The sequence below is a fragment of the Neobacillus sp. BP17 genome, assembly GCF_059579525.1.
Map to the genome: position 1 here is coordinate 4030455 of NZ_CM184198.1, position 21191 is coordinate 4051645.

A 21191-nucleotide genomic window follows, 5' to 3' on the forward strand; every position below is an offset into this window, starting at 1 on the left:
TCTCCTAGATTGACAGAGAAAAATAGGATGGGATTCGCACCCTAACATGTTCTCCATTTCCAGGTTTAAATATCACGTTACCACTTGCTCGTAAAACCTCCCCCTTGTGGACGGTTACTACGAGTCTATCACTATGATAATGAAATATATTCACATCATCAACATTCTGGCCTTCATTTATTTTTGTATACAAATTATAACTCACTTCTGTACCACACATTAAACTACCTTTTTGCGGATATACACCAATTTTATTTAATACAGAAACAGCCAATGGGATATTTTCTTCAATTTCTTCATAAAGAGCGGGTATATTCTCTCTATTCATGATACCATTCCATTTCGACAAAACACCCTTCACTTCCTTCTTGTGAACCGAAGAAATTATTGGGATGAACGGACTGCTGAAAGGAAACATTGCTTCTTTAATCCAACCCCATGGAACTTGTTCTAATTCTTCATGTGATTGAAGGTCTACAAAAATAGCTGGTACTTTTTCTTTCTTACATTTCCTAATAAACGATGGAGAAATCAATCGAACTGGTATTCTTACCCCAATAAGATAGTCTATTGGGCTGCTTAAGAGAGCCGTTTTAAGCGCAGATATTTTTGTGGTTAATTCATTTTCGTAGGAAACATTAACATAGGTGAACAAGGTGGTGCAACCTTTCAACAAAAAATCTTCAGTCAAACACTTTTTTAATTCTTGAAAGGCCCTAATTTGTGGAATATTTGAATTAAATAAAACATAGGTGGGGGTCATAATATATGGTTCGGCATTCATTCTTATTAACCGATAATAATTGAAATGCGAGTCAATCCTTTCTATTCGATTGTTACGTATTAATAGTGAACAAGTTTTTAATTGCTTGTCTTTTAGGAGATTGGCATTTTCAATAATATACATTATCCACCACCATTTCATTGTGTCCTATTTTCTTTTTTGACTATTCTCTTTAAGACAAGCTATGCGAAAATTCCAAAAACTATGCCATTCAATTCGGGATATAAAATAGAAAAAGCTGCATCGATATGCAGCTTTACTTAATAAGACTATTTAAATGGTCAAAGAAGTTCGGATATGAAACGGAAATGGCTTCTGGGTTTTCTAGAACTGCTTTTTCTTCACAAAGAAGTGCAGCTATGGCCAGCATCATTCCAATTCGATGATCACCATGACTAGCGACAGTTCCACCAACTAATTTGGTTTTTCCATGAATAATCATTCCATCTTCAGTTGCTTCGATTTTAGCACCTAAAGTTTTTAGCTCATGAACAACTGTATCAATTCGATTTGTTTCTTTTACTTTCAGTTCCTCGGCATCCTTGATAATTGTTGTACCTTCTGCCTGGGTCGCTAAAAGGGCAATTATTGGGATTTCATCAATTAATTTTGGAATTAAATCTCCTTCAATCACGGTACCTTTCAGACTGGAAGTCTTAATAATTAGATCCCCCATTGGTTCAAATGATGATTCCTCGTTCTGGACAATTTCTAAGTCCGCACCCATCTTTTTCATTACTTCGATAATTCCCGTTCTTGTTGGATTCAGCCCGACATTTTTCAATACAACTTCACTTCCAGGAATTATGGCACCTGCAACTAAAAAGAATGCTGCAGACGATATATCCCCAGGAACATGGACTGTCGTTCCGACTAGTTTTTGACCGCCATTGACGATAATCATTTGGTTATCCTTGTGGATTTCCCCGCCAAATTTAATAATCATTCTTTCTGTATGATCACGAGTTTCTTCCGGCTCAATAATCACACTTTGACCTTCTGCTTGCAGGCCTGCAAGAATTAAGGCAGATTTAACCTGTGCACTTGCAACCGGAAGTTGATAATTTACAGGTTTTAATTCACCCCCACGAATAGAGATGGGTGTGTAGGAACCGTTGTTACGACCATCTATTTTTGCACCCAATTCCGATAAAGGGTTCGTTACCCTCGTCATTGGACGTTTACCGATTGACTCATCACCAACAAGAGAAGAGAAAAATGGTCTACCTGCCAATATCCCCATTAATAAACGGATTGTTGTTCCAGAGTTACCAACGTCTAATACTTCATTTGGTTCGGTTAACCCTTCAAATCCTTTTCCAATAATGTGAAGTTGGCCATCAGATTCTTCGATGGTAACTCCGAGTTTTCGAAAGCACGATATTGTGCTTAAGCAATCTTCCCCAGGTAAGAAATTGGTTACTTTGGTTTCACCGTGAGCAATCGAACCAAACATAACTGACCGGTGTGAAATTGATTTATCCCCAGGAATTGTTATTTCGCCGTTTAAGTGTGTTATGTTTGTCTTCAGTTTTAGAGACGTCATGAAAAATCACCTTTTTTATTTATCATTTTAAGATCCAATAGATGTAGCATAACTAGAATAGGAGCCAATACATTGTTCCGCTTTTTGACGGTCCTCTTCTGTTTGAAAACTAATTACTAAGACACCATTTATATCTTCACGTGTTTCTAAAATTCGAATATTTGTGATACTTATTTCTTCCTTCGCTAAATAACCAGTAATCTCGGAAACGACCCCTGGGTAGTCCGGTACATCAACAAATAAATCATAAAATGCCGGAATTGCACCCTTATCTTTTTGAGGCAGACCATCACGGAATTGTTTTGCTTGGTGAAAATAGTCAAATATTGCCGAACTGTTTTCATCTTCAAGCAGCATTTTGACATCATTCATCTCATCTTGCCACTGATTGAGCAATTCAATTAATATCTCACGATTGTGGAGGAGAATATCTTTCCACATCTTCGGACTGCTGGAGGCAATCCGGGTAATATCTCTAAACCCGCCTGCTGCAAGACGCGGAATTAAACTCTCTGCTTCAGCTAACTTTTCAGTTTGGCGAACAATTGAGGCAGCGATGATATGAGGAAAATGACTGACAATCCCTGTAAGATAATCATGATTTTCTGGTGTGATAGTTAAAAACTTGGCTTTAGTTCCAATTAACCATGATTTTAATATTTTTACTTTTGAATCTTCGATATGTTCCTTTGGTGTTAACAGATAAAACGCATTTTCAAATAGAATTTCTTTGGCAGCAGAAACACCACTTTTATGTGATCCCGCCATTGGATGCCCGCCGATAAAGGTGATTCCTCTCTCTTTTAGGCTTTTGGCACTTCCAACAATCTTGCTTTTTGTACTACCTGTATCTGTCACGATTACCTCTGGATGAAGAGGGAGACCCGCAAGGAACTTGATAATTTCCTCTGTTTCATTTACAGGTGCAGAAATAATAATTAAATTAGCATCAATAGCGCCACTTTGGATATCTTCAGCTATTTCATCGATAACCCCAAGCATTTTTGCTAGTCTTGCTTGTTCACTATTAATATCAAATCCTACAATCGTTGCATCCTCATGTTCCTTTTTTATACATAGGGCTAGAGAACCGCCTATTAATCCTAACCCTATAACAAAAACACGGCCTTTCAATGATAACTCCCCCTAAAAACAAAGCAGAACTGTTTTACTTTTGTGATAAAAATTCTCCTAATGCATGGAGAACACCTTCATTTTGTTCAAATGACCCTATTGTAATTCTAACCCCTGTAGGAAAACCAAGAGCTTTCCCAGAGCGAACAATATAGCCTCTCTGCATTAGATTCTGGAACACCACGTCCCCATCTGTTTTACAATCAATTAATATAAAATTGGTTTGTGATGGATAATAATCGAGTTCATACTTCCCACAGAATTCATAGAACTGTTCTAGTCCCTGCCTATTTTTTTCTTTGCAGCTGTTAATAAATTGCTGATCTTTTATGGCTGCTGACGCCGCTAATTGGCCTAAAGAATTAACATTAAATGGCTCCCGAGCAGGTTCAAGTGCTTTAATAATTGAAGGATTGGCAACCCCATAGCCAATTCTTAAGGCAGCGAGACCGTATATTTTTGAAAAAGTTCTAAGGACAATTAAATTTTCATACTTTTGAGCTAATTTAATGGAATCATAGTAATCTTCTGCAACAACATATTCATAATAAGCTTCATCTAGTACGACCAGAATATCAGCAGGAACTTTTTCAAGAAAGGCGTTTAACTTAGATTCAGGTATATAGGTACCAGTAGGATTATTAGGACTGCATAGCCAAATGACATTGGTCTGATCATCAATGGCTGCCAACATGGAATCTAAATCATGGTTTCCGTTTACAAGTGGGATTTCTTTGCAGACCGCGCCTTCAATCACTGCGTTATGCTTATATTGTGAAAAGCTAGGTGTAGCCATAATTGTATTAGCATTCGGATGTAACAGTGCCCTTGAAATAATTTGAATTAAGTTATCTGAGCCATTTCCAAAGATTAATTCTTCTTCATCAACCTGCAAATAGGTTGAAAGGGTCTCTCGTAAAATAGTGGCATAGCCATCCGGATAAATTGCCAAACTTGTTTGATTTGATTGAAGTGCATCCAAGGCCTGAGATGAGCATCCAAAAGGATTTTCATTTGATGCCAGCTTTACTATCTTGTCCAGTTTATATTGCCTCTTCACAGCTTCGATTGATTTCCCTGGTTGATAAGGTGTCAGTTGTAATAACTGCTCTTTCCATCTCATATTAATTCACTCCGTTCGTAATAAGTTATTCTATTACAGCTTTATCGTTTTTACCTATTTTGCTAGACTGCTGCCAAGGTCGGGTCTCAGAACAGTTGCACCTTTTAAGTATACATGAATAATCTCTTCTTGTGACTTGTTCGTATTCACATGCATCATGACTCTGACACACTTCTTTAACGAATTGGGAACAGGAATTTCCTGCATACACATCACAGGGACATAGGTCCACCCCTCAAATTTACGAAGAGCTCTTGCAGGGAATGCAGCGTTAACATCATCTGTTGTAGAAATGAAAATTGACCCAACTTGATCTGGTTGAATATGATTATCTTCAATTAACCGTACAAAAAGTTCTTCTGTTGCAGAGATGATTTCCTCTTCGGAATTCTGGTCAATCGTAATTGCTCCTCTTACCCCTCTAATCAAGAAAAGTCCCCCTTATTAATTACTGTTTAATTGTTCGTATAGTACTTTTTCAGATAGTTCCTTAACAGTAGGCTGACCCAATTGTTCAAGTAGAACAAAGTGAATAGCATCCCTAACTGATTTTTTATCCTGCTTCATTTTGTTGATTAATCTTTCATGGGATAGAATTTCTGGAATTTTAGATTCATAACCTAGTCTTTCAATCCAATTTGTAAATTCTTTTATATCAAAGTTAAGACCTAGTAATTGGTTACTTAGCCTTAGGGCATAAAGCATTCCTATCATCACTGCTTCCCCATGTGTAAAGTTCCCATAACCCATCTCCGATTCAATGGCATGCCCCAGTGTGTGGCCAAAATTCAAGAAAGCCCTAATCCCCGTTTCTCGTTCATCCTGACCAACAATTTTACCTTTTATCCTTATACCTTTTATTAAAGATTCCGATAACATCTCCATTGGTAAGGTTTGAAGGTTTTGCACATTATCTTTTAACCAATTATAGAAATCGACATCATCAATAAGTGCATGTTTAATAACCTCAGCAAAACCAGAACGAATTTCATGAACTGGTAGTGTTTTAAGGAAGGCTAAATCATAAAAAACAGCTTCTGGCTGATGGAAAGCCCCAATCATATTTTTCCCGAGCGGATGATTGATGGCTACCTTGCCGCCAACTGCACTGTCATGAGCTAATATAGTAGTCGGCACCTGAATAAATGGAATGCCCCTCATAAAGGATGCTGCAACAAATCCTGACAAATCCCCAACAGCCCCTCCTCCAAAGGAAAGAATAACAGATTTCCGATCTAGTTTGTTTTCAAGTGCTGTTGAAAGCGCAGCGTAGTAAACTTCAAAGGTTTTGGCTTTTTCCCCACTAGGAGCAGTAAAAATTACAGGATTTAACGATTTCAGCTCAAACAATAATTTTTCCAGATGAAGCGCTGCAACCGTTTCATCGGTAATAATTAATATTCGAGTTAGGCCGTCAAAATGTCTCGCTAAAAAAGGACCAATTTCTTTCCTTACCCCTTCTCCCACATAGACATTATAATTTTTAGAATCTGTATGGATTTGAATGGTTTCCATTAAAATTCCCTCGCATATTCCCGCTGTCTTTTAATTTCCTTCGTAAAAGTGTCAAAGCGGTCACTATAAAATTGTTCAACCAAAGCATTGGCAAGTTCCCATGCCACCGCATGTTCTGCAACAACAGCTGCAGCAGGCACTGCACAACTGTCAGAACGCTCGACACTTGCTGCAAACGGCTCTTTTGTATCAATATCAACGCTCATAAGAGGTTTATATAAAGTTGGGATAGGTTTCATTACACCTCTGACCACAACCGGCATGCCTGTTGTCATCCCACCTTCAAATCCACCAAGTCGATTAGACTTCCGGTAGTAACCTTTTTCTTGGTCCCATGCAATTTCATCATGAACTTCACTTCCAGGTTTCCTTGCAGCCTCAAAGCCAATACCAATTTCGACCCCTTTAAAGGCATTTATACTCATAATAGCGGCTGCCAATTTTCCATCCAATTTACGATCATAATGTACATAACTTCCTACACCTGCTGGCATACCCGTAGCGATTACTTCTACAACTCCCCCTATTGAATCGCCATTTTTCTTTGCTTCATCAATAGCAGCCATCATATCACTTTCCACGGCAGCATCAGCGCATCGTACAGGGGATAGTTCTGTCTTTTCCTTCAATTCATTAATAGAAATGGAGCGATCAATACTAGCTTTAATTCCGCCTATTTCAACCACATGGGACACTATTTCAACACCCACTAATGATAGAAGCTTTTTCGCTACAGAACCTGCTGCAACTCTGACGGTTGTTTCACGTGCAGAAGATCGTTCAAGGACATTTCTCATATCCCTGTGTCCATATTTAATAGCGCCGTTTAAATCTGCATGACCTGGACGAGCACGCGTTACCTTCCGTTTTACCTCATCTTCTTGTCCTTCTTCTAAAGGTTCTGCTCCCATAATCTTTGTCCAATGCTTCCAGTCATTATTTTGAACTACTAATGCAACGGGTGAGCCGAGAGTGTACCCGTGACGGACACCGGAAACAATTTGGGCTGTATCCTTTTCAATTTGCATTCTTCTTCCACGCCCATAACCTTTCTGGCGCCTTGATAATTCTTCATTTATATCTTCCAATAATATTGGCATACCCGCAGGGAGGCCTTCTATAATCGTTGTTAATTGCGGCCCATGGGATTCTCCTGCTGTTAAATATCTCATTCCCATATTACTTTCCCCCTTCAACTCATTAAAGAATTTTGTATCAATATACCATATACTGCGCAATAAACATAGTATAACTATTCAGAAAAAAAGGAATAAATTTTTCATATAAAAAAAGGCATTTGTATAATTTCTTATACAAATGCCTTTCTTTTATTTCAATTAGTAGATCCATTCGTTTACTAGTTTATTGTACTCTACTACACCGGAATCTTTAAAGAATAAGCCAATTTCACGCTCAGCACTAGCAGGTGAATCAGACCCATGGATAACATTTTTCCCAACTGTTAATCCAAAATCACCGCGGATTGTTCCAGGTGCAGCATCTTTTGGATTGGTAGAACCCATCATTTGACGAGCAGTAGCAATCACATTTTCACCTTGCCAAACCATTGCAAAAACAGGTCCAGAAGTAATAAAATCGACTAATTCTCCGAAGAATGGACGCTCTTTATGTTCTCCATAATGTTCTTCAGCTAGTTCATTAGGAATGCTCATTAATTTAGCTCCTACTAATTGAAAGCCCTTTCTTTCAAAACGTGAGACGATTTCTCCAATTAGGTTACGTTGTACACCATCAGGTTTTACCATTAAAAAAGTTTTTTCCATGAATTCCACTCCTAATAAAAATTATTATGTATATTGAATGTTTTTTAGAAAACAATCCATGAAAAATATTATCATTTTTTCGAAAATTTAACAAGTTGATTTAAAATTTTCGTTTCCCAATGAATCTTGCTAAGTCATGAAGGGTTTTTTTTGTTCTATTTGCAGGTAACCCTTCTAATTCAGCCAAAGCTTTTTTAAGGTAAAGATCACTAAGAGCGATTGATTTTTCAATTGCATCTGAGTCTTTAATAATAGTGATAATCTTCTTTATCTCTGAAGGAGTCATGGATTCATGCACCTTTTCAATTTCTGCGCGTATTTCAGCCTTTTCCATTGCAAAAAGTGCAGGTGCGGTAATATTCCCCTGCAGCAAGTCTCCGCCTGCCGGCTTTCCTAGTTCCTTCTCAGTAGATGTAAAATCTAAAATATCATCGATAATTTGATATGACATTCCAACGTAGTAACCAAAACGGTATAGTTTTTTATGGACAGATTCTTCTACATCAGCAGCAATAGCCCCCAATTGACAACTTACAGCAATTAATAGTGCAGTCTTTCTCTTAATTCTACGAAGATAATCTCGGAGATTTTGATTAAATCGATATTTATCTTTTATTTGTTGAATTTCCCCTAATGACACTTCAACAATGGTATTAGATAAAATTTTATGAGCAATTGGGTTTTCAATGTTAGTCATTAATTCTATCGCAAGAGCAAAAACAAAATCACCAGTATACATAGCAATTTTGTTATCCCATTTAGATTTCACGGTTGGCTGCCCTCGCCGTAGATCCGCATCATCAATCACATCATCATGGACAAGTGATGCCATATGAATTAATTCAAGGGCAACAGCAACATTTTTCATCACATGTATATCATAATTTCCAAATTTACCAGCAAGCAAAACAAAAACAGGACGAATTCTTTTTCCTCCGGCTTGTAATGTATGCATAGAAGCTTGTTTAAGCAGAAGGGACTCCGCATGTATGGTCTCTTCTAGCTTTTTTTCAATCAAGTTAATATCCGAATTCAAAAATGAATACATCATTTTTAATTTCATTTGTATTCACCCAGCTTTTCATCCTGTCTTCAAGTACAATAAATTAATTTTTTCTGCCAATATGAACAGCTGCTGCGCCGCCGCTATATGGTTTATATTTTACATCTTTAAAGCCGGCTTGTTCAAACATTTTAGCAAGTTCCTTCATCCCTGGAAACTCACGTGCTGATTCATGCAGCCATGCATATTCGCGATAACTTTTTGCGAGTAATTTACCAAACATCGGCATAATATAACGAAAGTAAAAATAATAGAGCTGTTTATAGCCGATTAAAGTAGGCTGTGATGTCTCTAAACAGACAGCAATACCGCCAGGTTTTACAACACGATGCATCTCTTTTAATACTTGCAGGTAGTCCGGGACATTCCTTAAGCCAAAACCAATCGTCACATAATCAAAACTATTATCTGGAAAAGGGAGTTCCATTGCATTACCATGTACTAATTTCACCTGTTTTAATCCCAGGTCCTTAACCTTTTCAATCCCCACATTAAGCATGTTTTGGCTAAAATCCAAACCTGTAACGTCCCCTGTCGGACCCACTGCCTCAGCTAATGCTATAGTCCAATCAGCGGTCCCGCAGCAAACATCAAGAGCTCGTGAGCCCGGCTTTACATCCATTCTTTTCATTGTGTCTTTCCGCCACTTTATGTGTTGTTGGAAACTGATAACAGAATTCATTTTATCGTAGTTATCGGAAATTTTTTCAAACACATTGTGAACCCGCTGTTCTTTCGATTCCTGCATGTTTTTATTACCCTTCTTCCACAAAAGTTTTCGCATATGGCTGGTATTGGTTTAAGAGCGATATAATTCTAATTTCAAGCAGTTCATTTAAGTAAGGAAGTTGCTCTAATCCATTTTCTATTACTTTTTTTGAACTTTCAAGATACTGGTCACAATATTGAAATAAATGACTCTTCTGTTCACTAGATAATTTTTTCAATTTAAAGTTATGGATTGGGAAAACAATTGAGGTCAAGGCTTCGAATAAGACGGATCTTTCTGTTTTAATAAATTGACTCTTTTCATCCAGTAACCGTTTAAACAACATCAAATTCTCAAGAAATTCGTTCCAGAGGTCAACTTTAAAATACTCAGAAAGACGAGCTAGTAAGGAACTTTCTATCCTTTTTATGCTTATCATTAATTCCTCAACTGAAACAAATTCATGGTGATAAACAGAAATTTTATTTTCATTTACATCCTTAATTCCTTTTGAAAGTGCCTTAATCATCAAAATATCTTCTGCTTCTGCAAGAAGTTTATAATAAAGACCGCTGAAATAATCCCCAGCAAGAACAGTTAATTGACGATTTTTTTCGTCAACAGATGCATCTGAAATATGTTCATGTGTATCAAGGGCGATTTGTATTAACATTGATGATAAGGCGTAATTTTGCATATCGCTGAATGACAATTCGAGGCGTTCCATAATTGAGACCAGGATAAGAAGTTTATCTTCATCAATAATTGGAGTCTCAATATATTTGAGCAGATATGTATCATAAACTCTTTGTTCGACCTGCTCTCGAATATTTGTGAATTTTTGTCGAATGTCCAGCAATTAAATCACCCTTGCTTCCCCTAGTAATGTCTTTATGTATTCTTATTTCCTATTTGCATAGTAAAATTCATGCCGTTTAGCCTTTAATAATGAAAAATAATTAATCATTCATTCTAAAAACAAGGCAAACACCATTATAACATAAAAGGTATTCTTAAGGCAGATATTCACAAAATAATCATTTTAGCTAATATGAAATAAGATGAAAACAGTGTGATTAGAATTATTTTTTTATTTCACTTTCAATTTCACCAAGGTGTGTAAGTATTTTAGCATTTCCCCTGATTTTTATCGCCGAAGTATGCTCTGTAAATTGAGCAATTAGGACTTCTCCTTTATCAAGCTTCTCTGAATGATGAAATTTGGTATCAGAGCCCCTTGTTAAACCGATCACATTAACTCCATCTTCGATTGCCTTAATAACTACGTACTCACTGTTTTGGTTTTCTCTCTTCTCCATATAAACACCTCAAATATTCTTAGAAATAGGACTAATATTTAATTAACGAGAGCACTTCAGACCGTGCAACCGCATCATCTGATAGAATACCGCGGACAGCCGTGGTTACTGTTTTAGAGCCAGGCTTTTTAACTCCACGCATAGTCATACACATATGTTCTGCTTCGACGACCACCATGACCCCATGAGGCTCTAATTTCTCCATCATACTGTCGGCAATCGTGGAAGTAATCCGTTCTTGAAGTTGAGGTCTCTTTGCTACTGCTTCCACTGCCCTTGCTAATTTACTTAATCCGGTCACACGACCATTTCTTGGAATGTATGCTACATGCGCTTTTCCAAAGAAAGGTACAAGATGATGTTCACACATGGAATAAAACGGTATATCTTTAACCAATACCAACTCTTCGTGGTCTTCACTAAAGATTGTTTCAAAATGCTTCCTTGGATCCTCATTTAACCCGCTAAAAACTTCTTCATACATTTTTGCTACACGTTTTGGTGTGTCATGGAGACCTTCACGATTTGGGTCTTCCCCGATTGCTTCTAATATTAAACGTACCGCATCTTCAATTTGGGCACGATTTACTTGTGACATATAAAAATTCCTCCTAATGTTCAGTCAAGTATATATGACAAATACATATTAGCACAATCATTAAAGTTCAAGCAAAAAAAATAGAAAAAAGGCCATGGACATAGCCATGACCTTTTTGCTTAAGCATTCGCTTAAAGCAATAAATTTATGTAATTATTTTACTGCGTCTTTAAGCGCTTTACCTGGTTTAAAAGCTGGAACTTTGCTAGCAGCGATATCGATTTCCTCACCTGTTTGAGGGTTACGACCTTTACGAGCTGCACGCTCACGTACTTCAAAGTTTCCAAAACCGATTAATTGTACTTTATCACCATTTTTTAAAGCATCTAAAATCGCATCAAAAACAGCATCAACTGCTTTAGTTGCGTCCTTTTTAGAAAGTTCGCTAGCTTCAGCAACTGCATTAATAAGTTCTGTCTTGTTCATGCCATTCACCTCCTCCCAAAGAAATTATCAAGATTCGTAAATAAGATTACTTATCTACATTTCTAAACAATTTTTCTAATTTCTATACGTCATAGCGCGGTTTTATTACCAAAATTACCATAAATGATTAAATTGGTAACTAGAATCTATTTTTTTAGGAAAAACCCTTATGAAATAAGGGTTCAAACGCTATAATGTAATTCAGTTAAAAGATTATCATAATCAAAACAGCTTATCAAGAAGAATTCATGAAATTATGGTAATCTTTTCTTTGTTTCAACAAAATTCTACTTAATTTGATCCTATTTAGTAGATATTTTAAAATAATGGCAATTTGTCACATAATTCAGGCTTTCTTTTCAAAGAAAAAAGACTCCGAATTGGAGTCCATAGCTTAAAGTATAATGGCAATTAGGCCACCTGAACCTTCGTTAATAATTCTCTCTAATGTTTCTTTTAATTTATATCGTGCATTTTCTGGCATTAATGAAAGCTTTGCTTGGATCCCTTCTCGAACAATAGAACTTAAGCTGCGGCCAAAGATATCTGAATTCCAGATGGATAACGGATCATCTTCAAAATCCTGCATTAGGTATCTCACTAGTTCCTCACTTTGTTTTTCAGTACCAATAATTGGCGCGAATTCCGATTCCACATCCACTTTTATCATATGGATGGATGGTGCTACAGCTCGCAGCCTTACACCAAATCGTGCACCTTGACGAATAATTTCTGGTTCTTCAAGACTCATATCTGAAAGGGTTGGTGAGGCAATACCGTAACCCGTTTGTTTAACCATTTTTAGTGCATCGGCAATGTGGTCATATTCTGCTTTTGCATGAGCAAAATCCTGCATTAATTCAAGAAGATGATCTTTTCCGCGAATTTCGACTCCAACGATTTCTTTTAATATATCATCATACAATTCATCTGGTGCATATAAGTCGATTTCAGCGACACCCGAGCCCATTTCAATTCCAGCTAAGCCAGCTCGTTCAATGAATTCAAATTCGCTAAAGTGTTGAACAACCCTGTCAACATCTCTTAATCTCTTGATATCTTTTACAGTATCTTTAACAGCCTCTTGATAGCTTTCACGAAGCCAATGGTTTTCTCTAAGGACCATCACCCAACTTGGCAGGTTCACATTGACTTCAAGGACTGGGAACTCGTAGAGTGCTTCACGGAGAACGTTAAGAACATCGCTGTCCCGCATGCTTTCAACACTCATAGCAATTACCGGAATATCATATTTTTCTGCTAAACTCGATCTTAGTGTTTCAGTGCTTGGATGGTATGGCTGTGCACTGTTAACAACCATGATAAACGGTTTGCCAACTTCTTTCAATTCATCAATAACTCTTTCTTCTGCTTCAATATAATTACTTCTTGGAATTTCTCCAATCGTCCCATCAGTCGTTACAACAACCCCAATAGTTGAATGTTCTTGGATCACTTTTCTTGTGCCAATTTCAGCAGCTTCATGAAATGGGATTGGTTCCTCATACCAAGGAGTGGTAATCATTCTTGGACCATTTTCATCCTCATAGCCTTTCGCGCCTGGCACCGTATAGCCTACACAATCAACTAGCCTGATATTGACATTTAATCCATCATCAACATGGACAGTGGCTGCTTGATTTGGTACGAATTTTGGCTCGGTTGTCATAATTGTTTTTCCTGCAGCACTTTGAGGTAACTCATCCAGTGCACGTGACCTCTCAGCTTCACTGTTTATATTCGGTAAAACAACAAGCTCCATAAATTTTTTAATAAATGTTGATTTTCCAGTCCGTACTGCACCTACTACGCCTAAATAAATATCACCGCCTGTTCTCTCGGCAATATCTTTAAAAATATCAACCTTTTCCAAGTGATCCCCTCCCGATCATTGAGTAAAGTGGGATTAAACATCCATTTTAGGTATTTTTGGACACTATATGTTTATGATGTTGTCCTACAATGTTATGACACTTTTATAAAAATTTTTTACCCCCCTTATTAAAAATTCACTAGGTTCTCTTGTATCTGTAGTGTCTGAACATTTGATATTATGGAGGGTTTCAATATATGTTTTCTTTTGGGAATAGCCAAAAAAAACCCTTCTCCTACAATATATTTCATCGGAAAAGGGTTATGACTATTTATTCTTCTAAAAATACTGGTTCTTTCGTCTTAGAATCCCAGGTATATGGTAAGGAATATGCAGGCACAAACATGGAATCCTTCACTAAAATTGGCCGAATATCTTCACCGGGTTTTACCTTCATATCTTTATTTTCCATGGCTTGATATAAATCGGGGCGATAATCTACATATACTTCAGCACTGCCTGTAATGACAAAGGATAAATTTTGATTTGTAAATGGACTTGCTACAAAAGGGGGTTTTTTATACCCTAATTGTTTATAATCAAGAGTAAAAACATTCTTTGCGATTTGTTCTTTATAGGGAGGATACCCTTTTGTTTTGATTCGTAATTTAATATCACGTATGGCTTCTGTTATTCTTAAATCAAATAATTTTACAGTTGGCTGGGTTTCAACATCCACAAGGACATATTGGAAGATCCCACCGCTTTCGTATGCGTTACCAGGAGGCTCAGCGATATATTTTGGTGTAATTTTTTTAAAATCAATAGGATACTTTTGATAAATCGGGGTTTCTGCTTCTTTGGTTTTTATCGGAAGAATCCCGCCATTATCCTCCTTAAAGGTATCTACTGCTGTTTGAACAGCTAAAATTTGATCTTTATATGGGATTTGATTTTTTGCTAATTCCTCTTCGGGAAACATGCAGCCCGATAGGAAAAGAGCAGTAAATACTAGAAAACAACTGAGTACGTTCCATTTCATACAATCACCTTTTATTATGTATTAACTCCCATTATGTGAAAAAAACAATTAGAAGCGTTATTCCGGCAATAATCATTAATAAGTAAGCGATAATCGCAGTAGCAATTCTGAGTACTCCTTTTAGCTTATATCTACTTAGATAAATTGTGATAATTGCCAAGAACATAAAACCCATTCCTGCAATTGAGATCCACATTTTAAGCATAGCTGGCGACAAACTTAACTCCCCCTTTTTCGAAGATTAATTATATCACAAGCGATAACTTTTCTAGAAAAATTTTAAACAAAAAAAAAAAAAACTGAAGTAAAGAGGGGCGAATTCTTTACTTCAGCTTTAACGACTAAATAACCCATACCTGCGTATAACTTCTAGGTTGCTTCGTTGCATTGTATGCAATCTAGACACAAAGCGTCTCACCGAACGCCCATTTTTAAGAAAAACTTTTCAAAGCATGAGGCCCTATTTCTCCGCTATGCTATATTTTTTTAATCTTCAATATTTCGTTCCTCTAAGACATTAACCAAATCTTCCATTTCATGCGTCTTGCCGCGGGCCATTAAAACATCTACAGCATCCGCTGCTCTCTTCCCATTAAATAAGACATCATATAGGGCAAAGGTAATCGGCATGTTCACATCATACCTTTTGGCCAACTGATAAGCAGCCTTGGTGGTTCGAACACCTTCCACTACCATCCCCATATTGTCCAAAACCTCATTTAGGGTTTTCCCTTTACCTAATAGGTTTCCTGCTCTCCAGTTCCTTGAATGGACACTTGTACATGTCACAATTAAATCACCGATACCTGCAAGTCCAGAAAATGTTAATGGATTAGCACCCATTTTCGTACCAAGGCGAGCGATTTCTGCTAACCCTCGTGTCATTAATGCGGCTTTAGCATTATCACCATAACCTAAACCATCAGTAATACCGGCTGCAAGTGCAATTATGTTTTTTAATGCACCACCAATTTCCACACCAATGACATCTGAATTAGTATAAACACGAAAATTATTGTTGATAAATAAATCCTGTATTTTTTCCGCTGCTTCCATATTCTCAGAAGTTACGGTAACCGTTGTTGGGTGGCGAAGGCTAACTTCTTCTGCGTGACTTGGACCGGATAAAACAACAACATCCTTTAATAAATCTTTAGGCATTTCCTCTTGAATAATTTCAGAGATGCGAAGTAATGAATCAGGTTCAATCCCTTTACTAACATGCGCAATTGTCAATGGTTCTGCATGTACAGTACGAATTTTACCGATTACTTCACGTATTGCCTTTGTCGGGACGGCTAATATAAGTGTATCTACGCCCGCTAAGGCATCAGTTAATGATGAGTATCCTACAATCATTTCTGAAAGGTCAATCTCTGGAAGGTATTTCTTGTTGGTGTGCTCTTCATTAATTTCTTTGATTTGCCCTTCATTATGGCTCCAAAGTCGAACTTCATGCCGATTGTCTGCTAGCACGATTGCCAAAGCAGTACCCCAGCTCCCAGCTCCAATAACGGCTATTGCTGATTTAGTATCCTTCACTTTACATCACACCCACCTTATCTTTATTTTCTTTCTCTTGCATAAATTTTGATAGGGGTTCCTTCAAATCCAAAAGCTTCTCTGATTCTGTTCTCTAAGAATCGTTCATATGAAAAGTGTAATAATTCAGGTTCATTTACAAATACAACGAAGGTCGGCGGTTTAACTGCCACTTGTGTAGTATAATATATTTTTAAACGTCTGCCATTGTCTGTTGGTGTCGGATTCATCGCGACTGCATCCATGATCACATCATTAAGCACGCTTGTTTCAACTCTCATTGAATGGTTTTCACTAGCGGTATTAATCATTGGGAGCAACGTATGAACACGTTTTTTTGTTTTTGCAGATAAAAACACAATTGGAGCATAACTAAGAAATAAGAAATGTTCCCTTATTTTTTGTTCGAGCTCTTTCATAGTTTTTTCATCTTTTTCAATTGCATCCCACTTATTGACCACGATAACGACAGCCCTACCCGCTTCGTGTGCATACCCAGCAATCTTTTTGTCCTGCTCAATGATGCCTTCTTCAGCATTAATGACAACAAGAACAACGTCAGAACGTTCAATTGCCCTTAAAGCACGAAGTACACTATATTTTTCTGTACTTTCATAAACTTTTCCTTTTTTCCTAATTCCCGCAGTATCAATTATGACATATTTTCCCCCATTATATGTATAGGGAGAATCGACGGCATCACGAGTTGTACCGGCAATATTACTGACGATTACACGTTCCTCTCCTAAAATAGCATTGACTAATGATGATTTCCCTACATTGGGGCGTCCTATTAGTGAAAACTTTACTACATCTTCTCCATACTCAACTGTCTTGTTTTTTGGGAAATGTTTTGCAGCCTCATCTAAAAGGTCTCCTAAACCAAGCCCATGTGAGCCTGAAATTGGAATTGGTTCACCAAATCCCAATGAATAAAAATCATAGATTTGATCACGCATTTCTGGGTTATCTATTTTATTAACAGCTAATACTACAGGCTTTTTAGACCGATATAATATTTTAGCCACTTCCTCATCAGCTGCTGTAACCCCTTCACGTCCATTTGTTAAGAAGATAATGACATCTGCCTCATCAATGGCTATTTCAGCCTGTTGTCGAATTTGTTCCAAAAACGGTTCATCACCAATATCAATTCCACCTGTATCAATAAGGTTGAAGTCATGTGTTAACCACTCACCAGAGCTATAGATACGATCTCTTGTAACTCCAGGGATGTCTTCCACAATAGAAATTCTTTCGCCGACAATCCGATTAAAAATTGTTGATTTTCCTACGTTGGGCCGTCCTACAATGGCAATAACAGGTTTAACCAATTACAATCGCCATCCTTTCTTTCTTATAATTAAATACGAATTAGTATGTTAGCATAGAGTGAAAATTACATCAGTGGGGGCATCCTCCCCGATAATGAGGGGTCATTCCCTTTGTTCTTATTAAGTAAAGAAACCCTTCTGTGTTCTAGAAGGGCCTAACTATGTTATTTTATCAATGTTAATCCTTTCCCGCAATGGAAAAAACCGAAAAGCGGATTTCTGAAAACCTGACATCAAGAATTTTAAATCTTTTTCAAGATGATTTTTGCTTCCCTTTTTCCAAAAAATGAAAATGATTTTGGAGGATAGGTCCTAGATTTTCTAACGCGGTCCAACCTGTAAGTAATAGAGCTGTCAGTGAGCAAACATCAAGGTATGCAAACGTCCCTATTACATATGGAAAATCGAATTTATTTAATATAAACGCATATAAAATGTCCCCTTGCATGGCACCAGCAAAAATGATGAGTAATCTCCCTTTTAAAGATTTCTGCAATAATAAGGCTAAATACCACAAGGTAATCCCCATCATCCATTCCTTTTTAAAAATAATCCAAACCGGATCAAATATCTCAAATAAATGGAAGGTCACGTAGGCAATTGAAATGATGAATGAACAAATGAAAAAATAAATGAGTGCTCCTCGTTTTTCTTGGTTTATAAAAAAATAACAAATGCCTAACATAAATAACCCGCTTGCCTGTATATCAAACCCTCCTACAGCAAACCGGACATTCGTTAATATTACTACTATTAATACTATTGCAGCCAGTTTTAATCGATATGGGTTTTGCTTTTCCACAATAAAGGTCAAGTAGATCCAAAAACCCCAAAAGACCCAATAAAAGATTGCTCCTTCCAACTCATACACCTCCTATTATTTTCATTATTGGTAATCTTTATGTACTTTCATACTTCCTTGAATAATATTTTCTGTGTGAATCATCTTATTAAGAGGAGGTGTGTTTAAATGGGAAAAGACCGACAAGAAAAAAAGTTACGTGCGAGTGGAAGAGTGGAATCAGATCGCGATCAGGCATTGCACTATCCAGGTGCCACGAAGCTATCTGGACCTGAAGAGGCACGGGGATTAAACGATGGTAAAAAATAATAAAGCGGATGCGCTAAGGCGCTGGAGCTAGACAGCAATAACAATAAAGCTCTCGCAAAAAATTGCGAGAGCTTTATTTTATGGAACGTTGGGCGAACTCTTTGGTATCGATGCCACGTTGATGTAACCAATGATAAGTTTCGCCTGAAATAATTAATGGAGCTTGTTTTAAATTTGAAATCGTTTTTGCACCTAATGCAGTCATGATAATCGTCAATTCATTATGAAGGTTTTCAATTTCTTGTTGTAAGACCTCTATCCCTTCCTTAATAAGGATTGGCAAAAAATAGCCTGCCATGCCGATTGCATTCGCCCCAAGAGCTAATCCTTTTGCAATATCATGTCCTGACTTAAATCCTCCTGAACCAATAACTGAAAGATGCTTCGAAACAGATGATGCCTCAAGAATAGAAACACCAGTGGGGATTCCCCAATGATTAAAAAAAGATAATGCTTTATCTCTGCGTTTATTTTCAATTTCAGCAAAATTTGTCCCGCCAGCGCCGCCAACATCAACCACTTTAACTCCAATGGATGATAGCTTTCTGACCGTCTCAACCCCCATACCGAAACCAACTTCTTTTACAATTACAGGCACATTTATCTCTTTAACAATTGTTTCAATCCTTTTAAGTGCTCCAGAAAAATTGCGATCTCCTTCGGGCATGGTTAGTTCTTGAATAACATTTAAATGTATTTGCAGAGCGTCTGCTTCTATCATATCAATCGCGGCCTTTGCATCCTCTGCTGATGCTTCGCTTCCTAAATTTGCAATGATAACGCCAGAGGGATTCTCTTTCCGTACAACTTCATATGTGTATTTTTGCGAATTATCCTTTATTGCAGCCATTTGTGACCCAACAGCCATCGTTAATCCGGTATTTTTAGCGACGATAGCCAGTTCTTTATTGATACGATATGTTTTATCACCACCACCACCAGTCATGGCGTTGATAAAAATAGGCGAACTTAAATAAAGTCCGCCAATTTCATGGTCTATTGCAACATCGAATACACCGATATCGGGTAGGCCCTGGTGAATAAATTTAAAATCATCGAAAGCTGAAGAATGATTTTGCCTGTTTTCAAGGGCAAAACGAATATGGTCCCATTTTCGTTCAGATCTAGACACTTATATCACCATTATTTTCCTAAATTCTTTAATTTATCACCAATAACTTCTCCTAGCTGAAAGCCTTTTGACTCTTCAGGAAGTTCATAGTCTTGGTTTTCCTCATACTCTTTTTCAAGTAGTTCTTTAATGCTTAAGGATAGACGTTGATCAGACTCATTTGCATCAAGGACTTTGACGTCCACTTCTTGGCCTTCTTTTAATACTTCATGTGGAGTACCAATATGCTTATGTGCAATTTGAGAGATATGAACAAGACCTTCCACTCCAGGGAATACCTCGACAAATGCACCATAAGAGACCAATCTTTTTACTTTACCTTTTAAGATGCTGCCTTTAGGTGCTTTTTCGGAAAGATTTGACCATGGTCCAGGCAGTGTTTCTTTAATCGATAGAGAAATTCTCTCACTATCACGGTCAACACTTAAAACTTTAACCTGAACTTGTTGACCTTCATGAACCACATCTGATGGTTTCTCAACATGATCATAGGATAGTTGAGAAATATGAACTAGACCGTCAATGCCGCCAATATCAACAAAAGCGCCAAAATCAGTGATTCTTTGAACTGTTCCTTCAATAATTTGACCAACTTGTACAGCACTAAGCCGACTTTGTTTTTGCTTACCTTTTTCTTGTTCTACCACTGCTCGATGGGAAAGGATTAAACGATTCTTTTCCTTTTCAAGTTCAACAATTTTAAAAGTAAGACTACGACCTTTATAATCACTAAAATCTTCAACAAAATGTGCTTCAACTAATGATGCTGGTACAAATCCACGAACTCCTAAATCGACTACCAAACCGCCTTTTACAACATCCTTTACTTCAGTTTCAATAATTTCTCCGTTTTGGAATTGATTTTCTAAGTGTTCCCAGGCCTTTTCTGCATCAACTTTTCTTTTTGAAAGAACAATTGCTTCTTCCTCAACCTTCAACACTTCTAATTCTAATTCATCACCCTCAGCAACTGCATCAGATGCCTTTTCAATATGCAGACTAGAAAGTTCACTGATTGGAATGATTCCATCTAATTTGCTGCCTTGGATATCGACTAGCACCTGCTTTTCTTCTACTTTGGTAACTTGTCCCGTTACTTTATCCCCGATTTCAAAGCTTTTCACTTCTACTTGATTTAATTCTTCCGACATATGTATTCCTCCTTAATCCATTTACTTCAAAATTCTATATATGATCTGGTGGATGCCACGCAGCA

General features: G+C 37.2%; 23 protein-coding genes. 1 reads left to right on the top strand and 22 read right to left on the bottom strand.

Annotated features, from left to right (window positions below):
• Window positions 1–4 precede the first annotated feature (4 nt).
• The 20 genes from AC4QJR_RS19590 to AC4QJR_RS19685 form a co-directional block, all read right to left on the bottom strand.
• Complete coding sequence (locus AC4QJR_RS19590; protein WP_496523932.1) at window positions 5–907, bottom strand: hypothetical protein; 903 nt, start codon at window positions 905–907, stop codon at window positions 5–7.
• 133 nt (window positions 908–1040) lie between these two features.
• Window positions 1041–2330, bottom strand: a complete 1290-nt coding sequence (gene aroA, locus AC4QJR_RS19595) for a 3-phosphoshikimate 1-carboxyvinyltransferase (RefSeq protein ID WP_098574798.1) — start codon at window positions 2328–2330, stop codon at window positions 1041–1043.
• Between the two features lie 27 nt (window positions 2331–2357).
• Entirely contained in the window at window positions 2358–3464 is a 1107-nt protein-coding gene (locus tag AC4QJR_RS19600) for a prephenate dehydrogenase (protein ID WP_496523933.1), read from the bottom strand.
• Between the two features lie 34 nt (window positions 3465–3498).
• Window positions 3499–4587, bottom strand: coding sequence for a histidinol-phosphate transaminase (gene hisC / locus AC4QJR_RS19605; RefSeq protein ID WP_496523934.1), 1089 nt, complete (start codon window positions 4585–4587; stop codon window positions 3499–3501).
• A gap of 54 nt (window positions 4588–4641) precedes the next feature.
• Window positions 4642–5016 carry a chorismate mutase gene (gene aroH / locus AC4QJR_RS19610; protein ID WP_098574801.1) on the bottom strand — a complete coding sequence of 125 codons (375 nt, stop codon included), beginning with the start codon at window positions 5014–5016 and terminating at the stop codon, window positions 4642–4644.
• Window positions 5017–5031: 15 nt separating this feature from the next.
• Window positions 5032–6102, bottom strand: a complete 1071-nt coding sequence (gene aroB, locus AC4QJR_RS19615) for a 3-dehydroquinate synthase (RefSeq protein WP_496523935.1) — start codon at window positions 6100–6102, stop codon at window positions 5032–5034.
• Window positions 6102–7274 carry a chorismate synthase gene (aroC, locus tag AC4QJR_RS19620; RefSeq protein ID WP_496526715.1) on the bottom strand — a complete coding sequence of 391 codons (1173 nt, stop codon included), beginning with the start codon at window positions 7272–7274 and terminating at the stop codon, window positions 6102–6104. Before aroC ends, aroB begins: the two co-directional genes overlap by 1 nt.
• 165 nt (window positions 7275–7439) lie before the next feature.
• Window positions 7440–7886, bottom strand: a complete 447-nt coding sequence (gene ndk, locus AC4QJR_RS19625; protein WP_026563926.1) for a nucleoside-diphosphate kinase — start codon at window positions 7884–7886, stop codon at window positions 7440–7442.
• A 100-nt stretch (window positions 7887–7986) separates the two neighbouring features.
• Window positions 7987–8949 carry a heptaprenyl diphosphate synthase component II gene (gene hepT / locus AC4QJR_RS19630; protein WP_496523936.1) on the bottom strand — a complete coding sequence of 321 codons (963 nt, stop codon included), beginning with the start codon at window positions 8947–8949 and terminating at the stop codon, window positions 7987–7989.
• 43 nt (window positions 8950–8992) lie between these two features.
• A complete protein-coding gene (locus AC4QJR_RS19635) occupies window positions 8993–9697 on the bottom strand; it encodes a demethylmenaquinone methyltransferase (RefSeq protein ID WP_375375045.1) in 705 nt (234 codons plus the stop codon).
• Between the two features lie 7 nt (window positions 9698–9704).
• A complete protein-coding gene (locus tag AC4QJR_RS19640; RefSeq protein WP_496523937.1) occupies window positions 9705–10517 on the bottom strand; it encodes a heptaprenyl diphosphate synthase component 1 in 813 nt (270 codons plus the stop codon).
• Between the two features lie 223 nt (window positions 10518–10740).
• On the bottom strand, window positions 10741–10977 hold the full coding sequence (gene mtrB / locus AC4QJR_RS19645; protein ID WP_026563930.1) for a trp RNA-binding attenuation protein MtrB: 237 nt from the start codon (window positions 10975–10977) through the stop codon (window positions 10741–10743).
• A 31-nt stretch (window positions 10978–11008) separates the two neighbouring features.
• Window positions 11009–11575: a GTP cyclohydrolase I FolE gene (folE, locus tag AC4QJR_RS19650; RefSeq protein WP_098574806.1), complete on the bottom strand. Its 567-nt coding sequence runs from the start codon at window positions 11573–11575 to the stop codon at window positions 11009–11011.
• Window positions 11576–11728: 153 nt separating this feature from the next.
• Window positions 11729–12001 (bottom strand): HU family DNA-binding protein, encoded by a 273-nt coding sequence (locus AC4QJR_RS19655; protein WP_026563932.1) that lies wholly within the window; start codon window positions 11999–12001, stop codon window positions 11729–11731.
• A gap of 394 nt (window positions 12002–12395) precedes the next feature.
• A complete protein-coding gene (spoIVA, locus tag AC4QJR_RS19660) occupies window positions 12396–13874 on the bottom strand; it encodes a stage IV sporulation protein A (protein WP_098574807.1) in 1479 nt (492 codons plus the stop codon).
• Between the two features lie 271 nt (window positions 13875–14145).
• Window positions 14146–14856 carry a YphF family lipoprotein gene (locus AC4QJR_RS19665; protein ID WP_496523938.1) on the bottom strand — a complete coding sequence of 237 codons (711 nt, stop codon included), beginning with the start codon at window positions 14854–14856 and terminating at the stop codon, window positions 14146–14148.
• Between the two features lie 31 nt (window positions 14857–14887).
• Entirely contained in the window at window positions 14888–15073 is a 186-nt protein-coding gene (locus AC4QJR_RS19670) for a DUF2768 domain-containing protein (RefSeq protein WP_098574809.1), read from the bottom strand.
• 269 nt (window positions 15074–15342) lie between these two features.
• Window positions 15343–16398, bottom strand: a complete 1056-nt coding sequence (locus tag AC4QJR_RS19675; RefSeq protein WP_375375047.1) for an NAD(P)H-dependent glycerol-3-phosphate dehydrogenase — start codon at window positions 16396–16398, stop codon at window positions 15343–15345.
• Between the two features lie 23 nt (window positions 16399–16421).
• On the bottom strand, window positions 16422–17732 hold the full coding sequence (gene der, locus AC4QJR_RS19680) for a ribosome biogenesis GTPase Der (protein WP_098574811.1): 1311 nt from the start codon (window positions 17730–17732) through the stop codon (window positions 16422–16424).
• Window positions 17733–17985: 253 nt separating this feature from the next.
• The gene (locus tag AC4QJR_RS19685) at window positions 17986–18594 is read right to left on the bottom strand and encodes a YphA family membrane protein (RefSeq protein ID WP_098574812.1); all 609 of its coding nucleotides are present in this window, start codon (window positions 18592–18594) and stop codon (window positions 17986–17988) included.
• 108 nt (window positions 18595–18702) lie between these two features.
• On the opposite strand from AC4QJR_RS19685, the gene AC4QJR_RS19690 reads away from it, so the two are divergent.
• Window positions 18703–18843: a YpzI family protein gene (locus AC4QJR_RS19690; RefSeq protein ID WP_098574813.1), complete on the top strand. Its 141-nt coding sequence runs from the start codon at window positions 18703–18705 to the stop codon at window positions 18841–18843.
• Window positions 18844–18916: 73 nt separating this feature from the next.
• Here the strand turns inward: AC4QJR_RS19690 and fni are convergent, their stop codons facing one another.
• Window positions 18917–19975, bottom strand: a complete 1059-nt coding sequence (gene fni / locus AC4QJR_RS19695) for a type 2 isopentenyl-diphosphate Delta-isomerase (RefSeq protein ID WP_496523939.1) — start codon at window positions 19973–19975, stop codon at window positions 18917–18919.
• A gap of 11 nt (window positions 19976–19986) precedes the next feature.
• Complete coding sequence (rpsA, locus tag AC4QJR_RS19700) at window positions 19987–21126, bottom strand: 30S ribosomal protein S1 (protein ID WP_496523940.1); 1140 nt, start codon at window positions 21124–21126, stop codon at window positions 19987–19989.
• Window positions 21127–21191: the final 65 nt, after the last annotated feature.